The 17,049-nt window shown below is 64.6% G+C and carries 20 protein-coding genes; 11 read left to right on the plus strand and 9 right to left on the minus strand.

Annotated elements, in window-relative coordinates:
• Positions 1-55: 55 nt before the first annotated feature.
• Positions 56-679 (minus strand): ParA family partition ATPase, encoded by a 624-nt coding sequence (gene parA, locus ACEN2S_RS00750; RefSeq protein ID WP_441861071.1) that lies wholly within the window; start codon positions 677-679, stop codon positions 56-58.
• A 129-nt stretch (positions 680-808) separates the two neighbouring features.
• Here parA and ACEN2S_RS00755 point away from each other — a divergent pair, with 129 nt between their 5' ends.
• Positions 809-1,102 carry a hypothetical protein gene (locus ACEN2S_RS00755; RefSeq protein WP_441861074.1) on the plus strand — a complete coding sequence of 98 codons (294 nt, stop codon included), beginning with the start codon at positions 809-811 and terminating at the stop codon, positions 1,100-1,102.
• Positions 1,103-1,282: 180 nt separating this feature from the next.
• On the opposite strand, the gene ACEN2S_RS00760 is transcribed toward ACEN2S_RS00755, so the two are convergent.
• Both ACEN2S_RS00760 and ACEN2S_RS00765 read right to left on the minus strand, forming a co-directional pair.
• Positions 1,283-1,537 carry a GlsB/YeaQ/YmgE family stress response membrane protein gene (locus tag ACEN2S_RS00760; protein ID WP_441861077.1) on the minus strand — a complete coding sequence of 85 codons (255 nt, stop codon included), beginning with the start codon at positions 1,535-1,537 and terminating at the stop codon, positions 1,283-1,285.
• A 314-nt stretch (positions 1,538-1,851) separates the two neighbouring features.
• On the minus strand, positions 1,852-2,169 hold the full coding sequence (locus ACEN2S_RS00765; RefSeq protein WP_441861080.1) for an antibiotic biosynthesis monooxygenase family protein: 318 nt from the start codon (positions 2,167-2,169) through the stop codon (positions 1,852-1,854).
• 101 nt (positions 2,170-2,270) lie between these two features.
• Between ACEN2S_RS00765 and ACEN2S_RS00770 the strand changes: the two genes are divergently transcribed.
• Positions 2,271-2,459 (plus strand): hypothetical protein, encoded by a 189-nt coding sequence (locus ACEN2S_RS00770; protein ID WP_441861082.1) that lies wholly within the window; start codon positions 2,271-2,273, stop codon positions 2,457-2,459.
• A 44-nt stretch (positions 2,460-2,503) separates the two neighbouring features.
• Here ACEN2S_RS00770 and modC read toward each other — a convergent pair whose 3' ends face one another.
• The 5 genes from modC to ACEN2S_RS00795 form a co-directional block, all read right to left on the minus strand.
• Positions 2,504-3,577 (minus strand): molybdenum ABC transporter ATP-binding protein, encoded by a 1,074-nt coding sequence (modC, locus tag ACEN2S_RS00775; protein ID WP_441861085.1) that lies wholly within the window; start codon positions 3,575-3,577, stop codon positions 2,504-2,506.
• Positions 3,574-4,254, minus strand: a complete 681-nt coding sequence (modB, locus tag ACEN2S_RS00780) for a molybdate ABC transporter permease subunit (RefSeq protein WP_441861088.1) — start codon at positions 4,252-4,254, stop codon at positions 3,574-3,576. Before modB ends, modC begins: the two co-directional genes overlap by 4 nt.
• Positions 4,251-5,027: a molybdate ABC transporter substrate-binding protein gene (gene modA / locus ACEN2S_RS00785; protein WP_441861090.1), complete on the minus strand. Its 777-nt coding sequence runs from the start codon at positions 5,025-5,027 to the stop codon at positions 4,251-4,253. Before modA ends, modB begins: the two co-directional genes overlap by 4 nt.
• A gap of 93 nt (positions 5,028-5,120) precedes the next feature.
• Entirely contained in the window at positions 5,121-5,537 is a 417-nt protein-coding gene (locus tag ACEN2S_RS00790; RefSeq protein ID WP_441861093.1) for a winged helix-turn-helix domain-containing protein, read from the minus strand.
• A 53-nt stretch (positions 5,538-5,590) separates the two neighbouring features.
• The gene (locus tag ACEN2S_RS00795) at positions 5,591-6,448 is read right to left on the minus strand and encodes a fumarylacetoacetate hydrolase family protein (protein WP_441861095.1); all 858 of its coding nucleotides are present in this window, start codon (positions 6,446-6,448) and stop codon (positions 5,591-5,593) included.
• 275 nt (positions 6,449-6,723) lie between these two features.
• Here ACEN2S_RS00795 and ACEN2S_RS00800 point away from each other — a divergent pair, with 275 nt between their 5' ends.
• From ACEN2S_RS00800 to ACEN2S_RS00815, 4 genes are all read left to right on the plus strand, one after another.
• Entirely contained in the window at positions 6,724-7,821 is a 1,098-nt protein-coding gene (locus ACEN2S_RS00800; RefSeq protein ID WP_441861098.1) for an ABC transporter substrate-binding protein, read from the plus strand.
• A 94-nt stretch (positions 7,822-7,915) separates the two neighbouring features.
• On the plus strand, positions 7,916-8,785 hold the full coding sequence (locus ACEN2S_RS00805; RefSeq protein ID WP_441861101.1) for an ABC transporter permease: 870 nt from the start codon (positions 7,916-7,918) through the stop codon (positions 8,783-8,785).
• Positions 8,782-9,564 carry an ABC transporter permease gene (locus ACEN2S_RS00810; protein WP_441861104.1) on the plus strand — a complete coding sequence of 261 codons (783 nt, stop codon included), beginning with the start codon at positions 8,782-8,784 and terminating at the stop codon, positions 9,562-9,564. Before ACEN2S_RS00805 ends, ACEN2S_RS00810 begins: the two co-directional genes overlap by 4 nt.
• 2 nt (positions 9,565-9,566) lie before the next feature.
• Positions 9,567-10,613, plus strand: coding sequence for an ABC transporter ATP-binding protein (locus tag ACEN2S_RS00815; RefSeq protein WP_441861107.1), 1,047 nt, complete (start codon positions 9,567-9,569; stop codon positions 10,611-10,613).
• Between the two features lie 120 nt (positions 10,614-10,733).
• Here the strand turns inward: ACEN2S_RS00815 and ACEN2S_RS00820 are convergent, their stop codons facing one another.
• Entirely contained in the window at positions 10,734-11,606 is an 873-nt protein-coding gene (locus ACEN2S_RS00820; protein WP_441861110.1) for a MurR/RpiR family transcriptional regulator, read from the minus strand.
• 151 nt (positions 11,607-11,757) lie between these two features.
• Between ACEN2S_RS00820 and ACEN2S_RS00825 the strand changes: the two genes are divergently transcribed.
• From ACEN2S_RS00825 to ACEN2S_RS00845, 5 genes are all read left to right on the plus strand, one after another.
• On the plus strand, positions 11,758-12,552 hold the full coding sequence (locus tag ACEN2S_RS00825) for an N-formylglutamate amidohydrolase (RefSeq protein ID WP_441861112.1): 795 nt from the start codon (positions 11,758-11,760) through the stop codon (positions 12,550-12,552).
• Between the two features lie 29 nt (positions 12,553-12,581).
• Entirely contained in the window at positions 12,582-13,088 is a 507-nt protein-coding gene (locus ACEN2S_RS00830) for a TRAP transporter small permease subunit (RefSeq protein WP_441861820.1), read from the plus strand.
• Positions 13,088-14,413: a TRAP transporter large permease gene (locus ACEN2S_RS00835; RefSeq protein WP_441861115.1), complete on the plus strand. Its 1,326-nt coding sequence runs from the start codon at positions 13,088-13,090 to the stop codon at positions 14,411-14,413. The genes ACEN2S_RS00830 and ACEN2S_RS00835 overlap by 1 nt, the downstream gene beginning before the upstream one ends.
• A gap of 58 nt (positions 14,414-14,471) precedes the next feature.
• A complete protein-coding gene (locus ACEN2S_RS00840; RefSeq protein WP_441861118.1) occupies positions 14,472-15,512 on the plus strand; it encodes a TRAP transporter substrate-binding protein in 1,041 nt (346 codons plus the stop codon).
• Between the two features lie 156 nt (positions 15,513-15,668).
• Positions 15,669-17,033: a glutamine synthetase family protein gene (locus ACEN2S_RS00845; protein ID WP_441861120.1), complete on the plus strand. Its 1,365-nt coding sequence runs from the start codon at positions 15,669-15,671 to the stop codon at positions 17,031-17,033.
• Positions 17,034-17,049: the final 16 nt, after the last annotated feature.

Genomic DNA, 17,049 nt, shown 5'->3' on the forward strand with positions numbered 1-17,049 from the left:
CGCCGCCCATCCCTTGGGCAGGCGTGCCCCTCGGTCCCGGAACCCGACGCGCCGGTCAGCCGACGACTTCCAGCAGCAAGGTTTCCACCTCCGCGCCCGCCGGGCCCTTTTTCGCCGCCTCCTGCACGCCGAGGCCAAGGCCCAGCGTTTCGGCATAGACCACCCGGTTGGCCAATTGCGCCTCGGCCAGATCCGAGTCGAGTTCGGCTGCCGCCGCGCGGATTTCGGTGCCCAGCTTGGTTCCCGCCTTGGTGCGGTTCAGCACCACGACCGTCCGCTTGCCCGCCCGCCGCGCCAGATCCAGCACGCCCTCGGTCGCCCAGAGGTCGACATGGCTGGCCGAGACCGGGACCAGCACCACATCCGCCTCGCGCAGCGCGGGACGCAGATCGCTGTCGGCCTTGGGCGGCGTGTCGATGATCACATAGTCGTAGATTTTCTTCAGCTTTTCACATTCATAGGACACGCCCCAGGCCGATGCGGTGGAAAATTCCACCCCCGGATCCTCCATCCGTTCGCGCCGCGTCATGAACCACCGTCCGAGCGAGCCCTGCGGATCGGTGTCGAGCAAAGCCACCGTATGTCCCCGCCGCAGCAACGCCACCGCCATGTTCACGGCCAGCGTGGTCTTGCCCGCACCGCCCTTTTGCTGGGCCACCGTAATCACCGTTCCAACCATATCCACCCCCGTTGCTGCGTCGCAGCGTGCCACAGACGCGTGGCGGATGCACGCGTTTCAATGCCGCAGCGGGAACCCCGCCTGCCCGCTTGGCGTTGCCCCGACAGCCACAGAATTGAGGAGAGACCCATGCGCCTGCGCCCGATCTTTACCGCCGCCCTGCTGCCCGCGCTTTGCGCGACCGGGGCGCAGGCCTCTTCCGAGGACGCCTGGGTCGAATTCCGCGTTGCCGTCGAACAGGCCTGCACCGCATTGGTCACCGCCGAAGGCCATGAGATCACCGTTGAGGTGAACCCCTTCGGCTCGGAGCATTACGGCGCCGCAGTGGTCAGTGTCGCCTATGAGGCGGGTCCGGAGCGCATGATCTGCATCTATGACAAAGCGGCCAAAACCGCAGAGTTGACCGGCCCGTTCACCGAGTAGGGCCCGTGCACCGGGTGACCTGCCCTCTCCCCCCTGCGTTTCACGCGCTCCCGGCGCGGCAGGCCCTTTGCACCTCCGGTGCGAGGGGCCCTGTGCAACAGCGGGTCCGGCCTTGCCCCTTTGGGACATCCGGCCCCGCATTGCGCGCCACTTCGGATCCGCCACCTCGGGTCAGCGCTCTCAGATCCGCTTGACCAGCCGCACCACCACCAGCAGCACCACCGCCCCCAGCGTCGCATGCAAGATCGCCGCGATCACCCCGCCGCCGACCCCAAAGCCCAAGCGCGGCAGCAAATACCCGGCAACCACCGCGCCCAATATCCCCACGACGATGTTGCCCAAGAGGCCAAAGCCGCTGCCTGAAACGATTTTTCCCGCAAGCCAACCGGCAATCGCGCCGATCAGCAACATCAGCAGCAAACTTTCAATCCCCATCACATCCTCCTGCAAATTCCGCCCGTTCAGAGCCTGACATCCACCTAAGCACAGCGCCGCGCGCAAACAAGCGGGGCTCAGGCGGCGCGCCACCCCCTTGCCCCCCCCTTTGATGGCTGCGGCCTCAGGCACGTCTGCCCGTGACCACGGCCCGTTTTCACCGGCGCATCTTGCGCCAATCCCTGCCCCGGCTCTCCAATGGAAGATCAGGGGAAGGACGGCGGAAAGCAACGCGGGGCAAGGTCACCATTGCGCGCGCCGCCACCACAAGCGATCCCACGCCACGGGCACCTCTCTAAGCCACGGGCACCGTCCTAATAGGACTGGATCACCTCATACATCACCGGCTCAAAATGCGAGCAGAGGCTGGCGATATGGCGGTTGCGCTTGCGCATTTCCTCGGTGCGCAGCATCGCCTGAAAATCCTCGCGCCGCGCCCATTGGCTGTAATTGGCAATCCGGGTCTGGGCGTCGTTCATGTGCAGCCCCGCGCCCAGAAACCCCGGCTGGTGCCGGATGCAGGCATCATAGGCATCGCGCAAGGCCTCCATCAGATCGGCGGCGGTGCCCGGCGTCATCTCGAAGGTGGTCAAGACGGTCTGACCTTTGAAATCAGTGGTGATTGTTGGCATAGGATCCTCCTTCCCTGCCCCGCCATCGTGGCATGGTCGCGCGGAAAAATCACGCACAGCCTGTGCTTGCCGGGGCCGGGTCGCGCGGCTAGAGTGTCGCGATGAAAATGATTGATCCCGACCATCCGTTCTTCGCCCCGATGTGGCGCCGCGTGCTCACCACCGTGCTGCCGATCCTGTGGGGCGGCGTCGAGCTGGCGACAGGCAATCCCGGCTGGGCGCTGATCTTTGCCGGGGCGGGTGCCTATGCGGGCTGGGAGCTAATCGTGAAACCGCGCCTGCGCGGCTGAATTTCTGGCACATCAGGCCGTCGCGCGCCGCCCCGGACCGCGCGTCAGACGCCCAGCGCCACCGCCTTCATCATCGCCCAGACCTGCATGCCCGGACGCAGCGCCAGCGCCGCGACCGAGCGCGCGGTCAGCCGCGCCACCAGCGCCGCCTCACCCACCTGCAGCCCCACCGCCACACCGCCATCCGGCAAGGGATGCAGCGCGCGCACGACGACCGGCAGCACATTCAGCGCCGAGACATCACCGGGCGGCGTTTTCGCCAGAATGACATCCTCCGCGGGGATGCGCAGCCGCACCGTAGAGCCCGGCGCCTGTGCCAATCGCGGGACCCAGAGCCGTGCCGCGCCCAGCGCCAGCTCGCTCAGCCCATCATCGTGATGCGCCAGAATGCGCGCGGTCAGCACCGCTCCGGCGATCCGCGAACCGAGCCCCGTGCCCAAATGGGCCGTCAGCGCGGGATCGGCCAGCAGGCCCGCCACCGGACCCGAGGCCACCACCCGGCCCGCCTGCATCAGCACGAGGTGATCGGCCAGCTGCGCCACCTCCTCGACCGCATGGGTAACATAGATCACCGGCAGACCAAGGTCGCTCAGCTGCGCGAGATAGGGCAGGATCTCGGCCTTGCGCGCCAGATCCAGCGCCGCCAGCGGCTCATCCAGCAGCAACAGCCCCGGCCGCGAGAGAAGCGCGCGGGCGAGCGCCACCCGTTGCCGCTCGCCGCCGGACAGGCTGAGGGGCCAGCGGTGCAAAAGATCCCCCAGATCAAAACGCGACACCGCCTGCTCAAGGCTCATCCCCGGCAGGCCGCGCGCGCGCCGGTCAGCATACGCCAGATTGCCCCGCACCCGCAGATGCGGGAAAAGCCGCGCCTCCTGAAACACATAGCCCACGCCCCGTTTCTCGGGCGGCACAAAGTTGCCTGCCGCCTGCCAGAGCGTATCGCCAAAGGAGACCCGCCCCTCAGCCACAGGCTCCAACCCCGCAATCGCCCGCAGCAGGGTGGATTTTCCAGCACCCGACGGGCCAAAGACCGCCGTCACCCCGGAGGCGGCGAAGTCATGGGTCACGCACAGCGAAAACCCCGGGCGCGTGAGGCGCAGATCGACGGCAAGGCTCATCCGCGTGCCCCCGTGGGAAAGCGGCGGTTCAGCGCATAGACCGCGAGGAGGAGCAGGAACGACAGCCCCAGCATCAGCCCCGAAAGCGCCTGCGCCTCGGCCAGCCGGATCGTCTCGACCTGTTCATAGATCGCGATCGAGATCACCTTGGTCTTGCCCGGAATATTGCCGCCAACCATCAGCACGACGCCAAATTCGCCCAACGTATGCGCGAAGGTCAGCACCATCGCCGTCAGCCCGCCGCGTGCGGCCAAGGGCAGTGCCACGGTCAGAAAGCGGTCGAGCGGCCCCGCCCGCAGCATCGCCGCCGCCTCCAGTGGCGCGCGGCCCATCGCCTCAAACGCCGCCTGCAGCGGTTGCACGGTGAAGGGCAGCGAATAGAGGCAGGAGGCCAGCACCAGCCCGGCAAAGGAGAAGGTCAGGGTTTGTCCGGTCAGCGCCAGAAACCCCGCGCCAAGTGGTGCAGAAGGGGCAAAGAGCACAAGGAGATAAAAGCCAAGCACCGTCGGCGGCAGCACCAAAGGCAGTGCGGTCACCGCCTCGACCAGCGGCTTCCACCAGCCGCGCCCGCGCGCCAGCGCCCAGGCCAGTGGCGTGCCGACGGCCATGAGGAGCAGCGTCACCACCGCCCCGAGTTTCAGCGTCAGCCAGAGCGGGCCAAGGTCGGGAAGCGTCATGCGCCCCCTGCCTGATAGCCGTGTTCCGCCATGATCTCCGCGGCTTCCGGCCCTTTCAGCCAGTCGGCAAAGGCCGCCGCCGCCGGATTCCCGGTCCCATGCGCGAGGATCGCCACCCCCTGCGCAATCGGCAGATACAGATCCTGCGGCACCATCCAGACCGAACCTTGGGGCACATCCGGCGCCTTCAGTGCCGAGGCCGCGACAAAACCCGCCTCTGCCGCGCCGCTTTGCACAAGGGCAAAGGTCTGGCCGATGTTCTCGCCCGTCACCAGCCGCTCCTGCACGCCGTCCCAGAGGCCCAGCGCCTGTAAGGCCGCCCGCGCCGCCGCGCCATAGGGCGCGAGATCGGGATTGGCGATCGCCAGATGCCGGATGCCCCCCGCCGAAGGGTCGCGCGCCAGATCCGCCGCCGGATCGCCGCTGATCTGCGCAGGATCTGGCGACCAGAGCGCCAGCTGCCCGATGGCATAGACCCTGAGGCTCGCGGCCTCGGCTTTGCCTTCGGCCACCAGCCGCTCGGGCGTGGCATAATCCGCCGAGAGCATCACATCAAAAGGCGCGCCCGCGCCGATCTGGGCATAAAGCTTGCCCGTCGAGCCAGTGGTCAGCACCAGCTCATGCCCGGTCGCTGCCTTGAATGCCGGCGCCATCGCCCCGGCCGCACCGGCGAAATTGGCGGCCACGGCGACCAGAGCTTCGTCAGCCGCGGCGCCTCCGGCGGGCACGAGGGCCAGAAGGCTGAGCGAGAACAAGGCGGCGTGGCGGGTCATCTGGCTTCCCTTCGATATGTCCACCCAGACATATCGCGTATCTTCACGGTGCGGCAAGCGTTATTCCCGTCCGGACACATCCCTTGCTGCTTTCTACGGGGCGTCTTTCTCCGGTGCATCCTTCTCTGTGGCGGTGACCTTTTGATCGGCAACCGCAGGGATGATGGCATCCGGCGCCCTGGCATGCGACGCCAGCGCGTCGGGCGCGGACCGCGCCTGTACCGCCAAAGCGCCCAGCGCTGCGATCTCGGCGCCCCCCGCCGCCGCAGCCGCCTGACAAAGACGGTCGTAGCGGGTCAGGACCTCTGCCCCCAGCGCGGTCAGGGCCGCCCCGCCCCCCTGCGCGCCGCCGCGCGCGCTCAGCACCAAAGGCGCCGCGAACATGGCATTCAGCGCCTCCACCAGACCCCAGGCGCGCTTATAGCTCATGCCCATCGCGCGCCCGGCGGCAGAGATCGAACCCGTCTCGGCGATCAGCCGCAACAGATCGGCCTTGCCCGGCCCCAGCATTCCGCCCCCCGGCAGATGCAGCCGGAGCCGCAAACGGGGGGCGGCGCCGTCCGTCATTGCGCGGCCACCACATGCTGGGTCTGCACGCCTAGCCCTTCAACGCCGAGACGCATCACCTGCCCCGGGCGCAGATAGGTCTGCGGTTTCATCCCCATGCCCACCCCCGGCGGGGTGCCGGTCGAGATCACATCGCCCGGCTGCAGCGACATGAAGCGGCTGACATAGGACACGAGCTCGGCCACGCCGAAAATCATGGTTGCCGTGCTGCCATCCTGCCGCATCACGCCGTCGACCTCGAGCCAGAGCCGCAACGCCTGCGGATCGGCCACCTCATCGCGGGTGACGAGCCAAGGGCCCAGCGGCCCGAACGTGTCGCAGCCCTTGCCCTTGTCCCAGGTGCCGCCGCGCTCGATCTGATATTCCCGCTCCGAGACATCATTGATCACGCAATAGCCCGCCACATGCTCCAGCGCCTGCTCCTGCGGGATGTATTTGCCGCCCTGCCCGATGACGATGCCCAGTTCGACCTCCCAATCGGTCTTGAGCGAATCGCGCGGGATTTCAACATCATCATCGGGGCCGCAGATCGCGCTGGTGAATTTGTTGAAGATGATCGGCTCGGCGGGAATCGGCAGGCCCGATTCGGCGGCGTGATCGGCATAGTTCAGCCCGATGCAGATGAATTTCCCCACGCCCCCGACGCAGGGCCCCAGCCGCAGATCCGCCTGCGGCACGCCCGGCACCTTGGGCAGGCTTTCGGGATCAAGCGCCGCCAGACGGGCGAGCCCCTCGGGCGTCAGCACCGCCCCCGCCAGATCGGGCACATGCGCGCCAAGATCGCGCACCTGACCCGCCGCATCCAGAATCCCCGGCTTTTCCTGCCCGGGCGCTCCATACCGTACCAGCTTCATCGGCATCCTCCTCGATTTCCCCAAAGTGGTAGCGCGGAATGCCCGGCCCGGGAACCCCGGCAGGACCGCCCAATCCGCGCGCAGGGCGGGTAAATTTCCGGGCTGACGTTGCGAAATGTGACATTGGTGTAAAAAAATTGATTGTCGGCTCAATAAATACCGTCAATGCTCCCCAAGCCCGATGCTGGCGTCACCATGCCGTCACATAGCGGGCCTAATGCGGGCCGGTGCCCAATCCGGGCCCTAAGATCCGACAACCGGGGAGACAGTCTCAAATGAAGACGAAACCGATGTACATGCTGGCAGGCGTTGCGGCGCTGATGGCCTCGACGGCCGTTGCGCAAGACATGGCCGCGCTGGAAGCTGCGGCGAAAGCCGAAGGCATGCTGACCACGATCGCGCTGCCGCACGACTGGTGCGGCTATGGCGCCCTGATCGAGGGTTTCAAAACCAAATATCCGGAAATCTCGGTGAACGAGCTGAACCCGGATGCGGGTTCGGCAGATGAGCTGGAAGCCATCCGCGCCAACAAAACCAACACCGGCCCGCAGGCGCCCGACGTCATCGACGTGGGCCTGTCCTTTGGCCCGGCCGCGAAAGAAGAGGGCCTGATCCAGCCCTATAAAGTCTCGACCTGGGACGATATCCCGGAATCGATCAAGGATGCCGATGGCTACTGGTACGGCGATTATTACGGCGTGATGTCCTTCATGGTGAACAAGGACCTCGTGCAGGACGTCCCGACCGACTGGTCGGACCTGCTGAAGCCGGAACTGGCCGCTTCGGTCGCGCTGGCGGGCGATCCGCGCGCCTCGAACCAGGCGATTCTGGCCGTTCTGGCCGCAGGCATGGCCGCTGGTGGTCAAGCTGGCACCGAATCGGGCACCAAGGGCCTGGAGTTCTTTGCCGAGATGAACAAGGCGGGCAATTTTGTGCCGGTCATCGGCAAGGCGGGCACGCTGGCGCAGGGTGCCACCCCCGTCGTCGTGATGTGGGACTACAACGCGCTCGCCGCCCGTGACACGCTGAACGGCAACCCGCCGGTTGAGGTTGTGGTGCCGAAATCGGGCGTTCTGGCCGGTGTCTATGTGCAGGCGATCTCGGCCTATGCGCCGCATCCGAACGCCGCCAAACTCTGGATGGAATACATCTATTCGGACGAAGGTCAGAACCTCTGGCTCAAGGGCTATTGCCACCCGGCGCGCTTCAACGCCATGGCCGCTGCGGGCAAAATCCCGCAAGAGCTGATCGACGCGCTGCCGCCGGCCGAATCCTATGCCGCCGCCTATTTCCCGAGCCTGGACGAGCAATCGGCCAATAAAGAGGCCGTGACCGCAGGCTGGGATGCCGTTGTCGGCGCCAACGTGCAATAAGCCGATCCGGCTTTGAATGATCTGGTTTTCCGGCGGCCGCGTGCCGCCGGGATTCCCAATAAAATCAAACACGACATATCAGGGACGTTGCCACATGACGACGCCAAGCCCCGCCCGGCGGCAGCTACAGCTGAACTGGCTGGGAATTCTGCCTTTCGCACTCTTTGCCTTGCTGTTCCTGCTTTTGCCGACGATGAACATCGTCCTCGGCGCGTTTCGGGATCCGGCCGGCACTTTCACATTGGCCAATATCGCGGGGCTGTTCTCGCCCTCGATCCTCGCCTCCTACTGGATCTCCATCAAAATCTCGGTGGCTTCCGCCTTTTTCGGCTGCCTGATCGGCTTCGCCGTGGCCGCCGCCATGGTGTTGGGCAACCTGCCGCAGTGGATCCGCGGACCGCTGCTGACGTTCTCCGGGGTTGCCTCGAACTTTGCCGGTGTGCCGCTGGCCTTCGCCTTTCTGGCCACCCTCGGCCGCCTCGGCCTGGTCACCGTGGCCCTGCGCGAATGGTTCGGCTTTAACCTCTACGCGCATGGCTTCAATCTGCTCAGTTTCTGGGGCCTGACGCTGACCTATCTGTTTTTCCAGATCCCGCTGATGATCCTGATCATCACCCCGGCGCTGGACGGGCTGAAACGCGAATGGCGCGAAGCCGCCAGCGTGCTCGGCGCCACCGGGCCGCAATATTGGCGCATGGTCGCGCTGCCGATCCTGTTCCCCTCGCTGCTGGGCACTTTCGCGCTCTTGTTTGCCAATGCCTTTGGCGCGGTGGCCACCGCCTATGCGCTGACCGGCTCCTCGCTCTCGATCGTGCCGATCGTGCTCTTCGCGCAGATCCGGGGTGACGTGCTGCAGGACCCGCATCTGGGCTATGCTTTGGCCTTCGGGATGATCTTTATCACCGGCATCGCCAATGCCGTTTACGTGACGCTCCGCGCCCGCGCCGAAAGGTGGATGAAATGACCCGTATCTGGTCCTGGCTCGCCCTTGCCTTCGGGCTGATCTATTTCTTCCTGCCGCTGATCGGCACGCTGGAATTTTCGCTCCGCATGCGGCGGGGGGAATATTCCTTTGACGCCTACCGCGTCGTGCTTGGCGATCCGCGCTTTCAGCAGACCTTCGGCTTTTCGGTGATGATGGCGCTGCTGACCATCGTCTTTGGCGTGCTCCTTGTGGTGCCGACGGCCTATTGGGTACGGCTGAAGCTGCCGCGGATGCGCCCGCTTCTGGAGTTCGTGACGCTCTTGCCGCTGGTCATCCCGCCGATCGTCATCGTCTTCGGCTATATCCGCATTTACAACACCTCTTCCTTCCTGCCGCTGACCGGCTCGGTCTTTGGCACCAACCTCTTGCTGGTCTTCGGCTATGCCACTTTGTCGCTGCCCTATATGTACCGGGCGGTGGATACCGGGCTGCGCACCATCGACATCGCCACCCTGACCGAGGCGGCGCAATCCTTGGGCGCGGGCTGGACGACCATCCTTGCCAAGGTGATCCTGCCCAATGTGCTGGTCGCTGTCCTCTCGGGCGCCTTCCTCACCTTCGCCATCGTCATCGGTGAATTCGTGCTGGCCGCCCTGCTGAACCGCCCGGCCTTCGGGCCCTATCTGCAACTGATCGGCGCCAACCGCGCCTATGAACCGGCGGCCCTTGCCGTCATTTCCTTCGGCATCACCTGGGCCTGTATGGGGCTGATCCAGCTGGTCACCCGGTTCTCGAAACATAACAAGGCGGCGCGCTGAACATGAGCTTCCTCTCCATCACCCATCTCGAAAAATCCTTTGGCCCCAACCGCGTGGTCAAGGATTTCAACCTCAACATCGAAAAGGGCGAGTTCGTCTCGCTGCTGGGCCCCTCGGGCTGCGGCAAGACCACGGTGCTGCGCATGGTGGCGGGGTTTGAAACCCCCTCCTCCGGCACCATCTCGATCAATGGTCAGGATGTCACCGGGCTGAAACCGAACCAGCGCAACATCGGCATGGTGTTTCAGGCCTATGCTTTGTTCCCCAACCTGACCGTGGCGCAGAACGTCGCCTTCGGGATGAAGGTCAAGGGGATGCCAAAAGCCGAGATCGACGCCCGCGTGGCCGAGATGCTGGCACTGATCGGCCTCTCTGACCTCGGCGCGCGCTACCCGTTCCAGCTCTCGGGCGGTCAGCAACAGCGCGTCGCCCTCGCCCGCGCCCTCGCGCCGCGCCCGCAAGTGCTCCTGCTCGATGAGCCGCTCTCGGCGCTCGACGCCAAGATCCGCGTCAGCTTGCGCAATGAGATCCGGGCGATCCAGCAAAAGCTGGGCATCACCACCATCTTCGTGACGCATGATCAGGAAGAGGCGCTCTCGATGTCGGACCGGATCGTGGTGATGCACCAGGGCATCGCCGATCAGATCGGCACCCCGTTCGAGATCTACAACCAACCCGCCACCCGCTTTGTCGCGGGCTTTGTCGGCACGCTGAACCTCTTTGCCGCCGAAGTGCTCGACCCCGAAACCGGCCATGTCCGCATGGCGGGCACCGAAACCATCCTCGGCCGTCCGCTGCCCGCCGGCCGCCACACTTTGGCCGCCCGCCCCGAGATGATCCGCCTCGGCGCCGATCCGCAGCTGACCACGCTGGAAGGCACGATCACGGATGTGGATTTCCTCGGCTCGGTGATCCGCATCCGCGCCGATGTCGCGGGCAATACGGTGGCCTTCGACACGTTCAACGCCCCCGCCGCCACCCCGCCGAAACGCGGCGATAACGTCTATCTGAACTTCAACGCCTCGGATCTCCTGCTCATCGCCGACTGATCCTTGCTTCGGCACAAATATCCTCGGGGGGAGGCCCCCGCAGGGGGACGGGGGGCAGACAGCCCCCCTTCTTTTTAGCCGCCCGCGCCCGGTTTTCCCGGCTAGTGCCCGGTTTTCCCGCTAGCGCCCGCGCCGAAAGAAACGCGCCCGCGCATAGAGCTCTTCCAACCGCTTCATCCGCGCCGAGGTCTCATCCCAGGTCAGGCTCTGCACCTGTGCCATCAGCGTCTCGACCAGCACCTGAATGGCCACCGTGGAATCCCAGGCCGAGGGCACTTCGATCTGCGCCGAGAACCGGTAGCGCGCATGGGCGGCGGCGGGCGAGACCCAGGGGTCGGTGATCAGGATCACCTCCGCCCCCAGCTCCGCCGCCATTTCCACCAGCTGCAACACGTTGTTTTCATAGCGCCGGATGTCAAAGGCCAGCAGCACATCCCCCGGCCGCATCTCGATTAGCGCGGTGGGCCAGGCGTTGGACATATCGGAAATCAGACTGACCTCGGGCCGGATCACCTTCATATGGGTGACGAAGTAATCCGCCATCGCATGGGTGATCCGCCCGCCCGCCGCAAAAATCCGCCGTTTCGGATCGGCCATCAGCGCCGCCGCCGCGTCAAACTCCGCATGATCGACCTGCGCCAGGGTCGCCTGCAAATTGCCCAGTACCGCATCGGCAAAGCGGTTGAGAATATGCGTCTCGGGCACGCCCCCCGCCCAACGGTCATGCTTGGCAAGTGGCGAGACAAGCCGCTCCTCCAACTCATCCCGCAGGGTGTTTTGCAGATCCGGCCATCCGGCAAAGCCCAGCTTTTGCGCCAACCGTACCACCGTCGGCCCCGAAACCTCGGCCGCCCGCGCCAGTGCCGAGACCGGGCCCAGCGCCGCCACCGGATAATGACGCAGCAAATGGCTGGCCAATTGCCGCTCGGCCCGGGTCAGCCCGTCGAAATCCGCCCGCAGTCGTTCCTCGATGGTTTTCTGAACTGCTGCCAAATCAGGCATCCTTTTCCCGAGGGCCCGCGACGTCCCCGCCGATTCGCCAAGAATAGTTTGTAACAGTCTTGTCCGCTTTGAAATGATATTGACAGAACGCCCTGCAAAAGACGAGCCTTGGACAAAGACCAACAGGGAATCGAGACGGAAGATGACGGAAAACGTTACGCCGCCTGACCACAGATCCGAGGCCACCGCGGCCTATGTGCTGGAAAACCCCGCCGCGCCGGGGCCGTTTGTGGTGATCTGCGAACATGCCAGCAATGCCTTTCCCGCGCCCTGGGGCGATCTCGGGCTCGATGCCGCCGCGCAATGCGCGCATATCGCCTGGGATCCGGGTGCTTTGGGTCTGGCGCGCGGGTTGGCAAAAGCGCTGCAGGCCCCGCTCATCGCGGGTGCCGTCTCGCGGCTGGTCTATGACCTCAACCGCCCGCCGCATTCCCCGGGTGCGATGGCGGCGAAAAGCGAAATCTACTCTGTGCCCGGCAATGCTGCGTTGACGCCCAAGGCCCGCGCCGCCCGGACCGAGGCGCTTTATGTGCCGTTTCACGCCCGTCTGCGCGCGCTGATCGCCGAGCGTCTGGCGCGGGGCGAGCGGCCGGTGCTGGTCACCGTCCACAGCTTTACCCCGGTCTATAACGGCCAGCACCGGGCGGTGGAATTCGGCGTCATCCATGATGCCGATCCGCGCCTGGCACAGGCGGTTCAGACCGAGGCCGAGGCCCGCTCGGGCCTTCTGACCCAACTGAACGCCCCCTATTCCGCCGCCGATGAGGTGACCCATACGCTGGCGCTGCAGGCAACCCCGATGGGGCTGGCGAATGTCATGCTCGAAATCCGCAATGATCTGATCGACAGCCCGGAGGCCGAAGCGGCCATGGCCGCGCGCCTCGCACCGATCCTGCGCGCCGCGCTGCATGATCTGACCGCGCAGGAGGCCCGCTGATGCCCGCCCCGAGTATCCAAGCCCCGCAAATGCCCGCCTGGAGCCGCGCCTATGTGCGCCATGTCGAAGGGTTGAACTACCGCATCGGCCGTTTCGCGATGTACCTCCTGTTCGTGATGATGGCGGTGCTGCTCTATTCTTCGGCCAGCAAGGTGGTGAAACTGCCCGCCAACTGGACGCTGGAAATGGCGCAATTCCTGCTCGTGGCCTATTACCTGCTGGGCGCGCCCTACAGCTTTCAGCTGGGCACCAATGTGCGGATGGATCTCCTCTATTCCCGCCTCAGCCCGCGCACGCAGGCGCTGTGGGATGTGTTCACCGTCTTTGCGCTGATCTTCTATCTCGGCGTCATGCTCTACGGCGCCACCGACAGCACGATCTATTCCTTTGAGGTGGGCGAGCGTTCGCCCACGGCCTGGCGGCCCTATCTCTGGCCGATCAAACTGGTGATCTGCTTCAGTTTCGTGCTGATGATCCTGCAGGCCATTGCCCATCTGATCCGCGATGTCGCGATCCTGCGCGGAAGGGAAATCTGATGTCCTATGAGTTGATCGCGATCCTGATGTTCTCGACCATGCTGCTGATGATGATCACCGGGCAGCTTGTGTTCGGGGCCATCGGCTTTGTCGCCGTGGTGGCGGCACTCTCGCTCTGGGGCACCGGCGGCTCGGACATGGGGTTTTCCTCGGTGATGAAGCTGATGAAATGGAACTCGCTGCTGACGCTGCCGATGTTCGTCTTCATGGGCTATGTGATGAGCGAAAGCCGTCTGGCCGAAGACCTTTACAAGATGTTCCACGTCTGGTTCGGGCCGCTGCCCGGCGGCCTGGCCATTGGCACCATCTTGCTGATGGTAATGATCTCGGCGATGAACGGCCTGTCGGTGGCGGGCATGGCCATCGGCGCCACCATTGCCTTGCCCGAGCTGGTGCGGCGCAACTATGACAAGCTGATGATTTCCGGCGTCATTCAGGGCGGCTCAAGTCTCGGCATCCTGATCCCGCCCTCGGTGGTGCTGGTGCTGTTCGCGCAGATCGCCAAGCAGCCGGTCAGCCAGCTGTGGATGGCGGGTCTGATGCCGGGCCTGTTGATGGCGACGCTCTTCATCCTCTACATCGTCATCCGCTGCTGGAAAAACCCCGAGCTGGCGCCGAAAATGAGCGCCGAGGAACGCGCCGCCATCACCTGGGCCGAGCGGTTCCGGCTGTTGCGCGCGGGCTTCCTGCCGGTCTTCATCTTTGCGGCGATGATGATCCCCTTCATCAAGGGCTGGACCTCGCTCACCGAAAGCTCGGTGATCGGCGCGCTGACGGCGGTGCTGGCGGCGGTGATCAAGGGGCGCTTCACCAAGGAAGTATTCGAGGTCTCGACCCGCTCCACCCTCGCCATCACCACGATGTTCATGCTGATCATCATGGCGGCCCTGTCCTTTGGCGCGGTGTTTGACGGGCTGGGTGCCGGGCGCGCGATCGAGAATTTCTTCATCCGGGATCTGGGCCTGACCGCCTGGGAAGTGCTGATCCTGATGCAGCTCAGCTTCCTCGTGATGGGGATGTTCCTTGACGATACCGCCATGCTGGTGATCGTGGCGCCGATCTATGTCGGACTTGCCAAGGCGCTTGGCTTTGACATGATCTGGTACGGCATCCTCTATACGATCACCTGTCAGATCGCCTATCTCACGCCGCCCTTCGGCTATAACCTGTTTCTCATGCGCGCCATGGCGCCCGACGATTTCACCCTGCCGGTCATCTACCGCTCGGTGGTGCCTTTCGTCGCGGTCATGCTGTTGACGCTGGTGCTGGTGATGATCTTCCCGGACATCGCCCTCTGGCTGCCGCGTGAAGTTCTGTCGCTCTAAGTCACCTCAAACCAACGACCCCGGCACACCGGGGCATTACCCCCACAAGGAGAGAGAAATGACCACAAGACGCAAGTTTTTGACCTCGGGCGCATTGGCTGCCGGCGCGAGCGCGCTGGGGGCCCCCGCCGTGATGGCACAGGGCAGCCCGATCAAATGGCGCCTGCAGACCTATGCCGGGGCGGCCCTTGGCGAGGAAGTGATCAAGCCCGCGATCACCGCCTTCAATGAAATCGCGCAGGGCCAGATGGAGATCGAGCTCTATTTCGCCGATCAGCTGGTGCCGACCTCGGAACTGTTCCGCGCCATGCAAAAGGGCACGATCGACGCGGTGCAATCGGATGATGACTCCATGGCCTCGCCCACCGAAGTCACGGTGTTCGGCGGCTATTTCCCGCTGGCGCTGCGCTATTCGCTCGATGTGCCTGCGCTCTTCAACCACTATGGTCTGGGCGATATCTGGGGCGAAGAATACGCCAAGGTCGGCGTCAAACACATCTCGGCCGGGTCCTGGGATCCGTGCCATTTCTCGATGAAAGATCCGGTGACCAGCCTGAAGGATCTGGAAGGCAAGCGCGTCTTTACCTTCCCGACCGCGGGCCGCTTCCTCGCCCGTTTCGGCGTGGTGCCGGTGACCCTGCCCTGGGAAGATATCGAGATCGCGCTGCAAACCGGCGAGCTGGATGGCGTCGCATGGTCGGGCATCACCGAGGTCTATACCGCTTCTTGGGCGAAATCGGCCCCGAACTTCCTGACCAACAACATCTCCGGCGCCTGGATCGGGCATTTCTTTGCCAATATGGACCGCTGGAACGAAGTGCCGCCGCATCTGCAAACCCTGATGCGGACTTGCTTCGACCAGTCGCATTACTACCGCCAGCACTGGTACTGGACCGGCGAGGCGCGGCTGCGCGTCGAAGGGGCCGACACCAAACTCACCTCGATTCCGGATGCGGAATGGGCCACGGTGGAAGCCGAAGCCGAGAAGTTCTGGGATGAGATCGCGGCAGAGAGCGAAGTGAAGGCGAAAGTCGTCAGCATCATCAAGCAATATAACGAGACGATGGTGAAAGCCGGGCGTCCCTATCGCTACAGCTGAGCCGCCGCGCGACGCGCATGACAGAAGGCGCGGGGGGATACCCCCCGCGTCCCCCCGCCTCCGGTGCCCGACCGGAAACGACACCCCACCGGCCTGAGACCGGTCAAGATGCCCATCCGGTGTGACACCGGCACCACCGCCGGGAGGAGACCCGCAATGCCTGCCAATCTGAGTTTTGACGCCCTGAAAAAAGCCGTGGCCACCGGCGAGATCGACACCGTCGTCGCCTGTTTTGCCGATATGCAGGGCCGCCTGCAGGGCAAGCGTTTTCACGCCCGCCATTTCGTCGAAAGTGGCTGGGAAGAGACCCATTGCTGCAACTATCTTCTGGCCACCGACATGGAGATGGTCACCGTGCAGGGCTATGCGGCCACCTCTTGGGCCGCAGGCTATGGCGATTACGTGATGAAGCCCGATCTGGCCACCATCCGCCGCATCCCCTGGGCGCCCGGCGCCGCGATGGTGATGTGCGACATGCTCGACCATCACACGCATCAGCCGGTGCCGCATGCGCCGCGCTCGATCCTGAAGGCGCAGATCGCCCGGGCCGAGGCGATGGGGTTCACCCCCTATATGGCGACCGAGCTGGAATTTTACCTCTTTGAGCAAAGCTATACCGAGCTCTTTGACGCCAATTACGCGCAGCTGACCCCCGTCGCGCGCTACAACGTCGACTATGCGCTCTTTGGCACCGTCCGCGATGAGCCGGTGATGCGCGATCTGCGCAACATGCTCTATGATGCAGGCATTCCCGTCGAGAACTCGAAGGGCGAGGCCGAGGCCGGGCAGGAAGAGATCAACGTCAAATATTCCGACGCGCTCGACACTGCCGACATGCATGTGATCATCAAGCAGGCGACCAAGGAGATCGCGCAGAAGCACGGCAAATCCGCGAGCTTCATGGCAAAATACGACCATCGCCGCGCCGGGTCTTCCAGCCATGTGCACCAGAGCCTGTGGAAGGACGGCAAAAACGCCTTTCACGACGCGCAGGCCGAGCATGGCATGTCCGCGCTGATGCGCCACTATATCGCCGGTCAGCTGGCCTTTGCCCGCGACATCACGGTTTTCCTCGCCCCCTATATCAACAGCTACAAGCGGTTTACGGTGGGCATGTTCGCGCCGACGAAATCGGTCTGGAGCCTTGATAACCGCACCGCCGGTTTCCGGGTCTGCGGCGCGGATACCAAGGGGGTGCGGGTGGAATGCCGCATTGGCGGCGCCGATCTGAACCCCTATCTCGCCTGTGCGGCGCTTTTGGCGGCGGGGCTGGAAGGGGTAGAACAGATGCTGGAACTGGGCGCGCCGTTTGAAGGCGATATCTACCAATCCGGCGAGGCCCAGTCGATTCCGGGCACGCTGATCGAGGCGGCCGAAGCCATGAAGGACAGCCCGATGCTGACCCGTGCCTTTGGTGAAGAAGTGGTGCAGCATTACTATCATGCCGCCCGCTGGGAAATTGCAGAACAAAACCGCATCGTGACCGATTGGGAGCGGATGCGGGGCTTTGAGCGCGCGTAAGGCGCGAAAGGACGGA

This window comes from Phaeovulum sp. W22_SRMD_FR3 (assembly GCF_052113705.1).
Lineage (GTDB): Bacteria > Pseudomonadota > Alphaproteobacteria > Rhodobacterales > Rhodobacteraceae > JBGQOG01.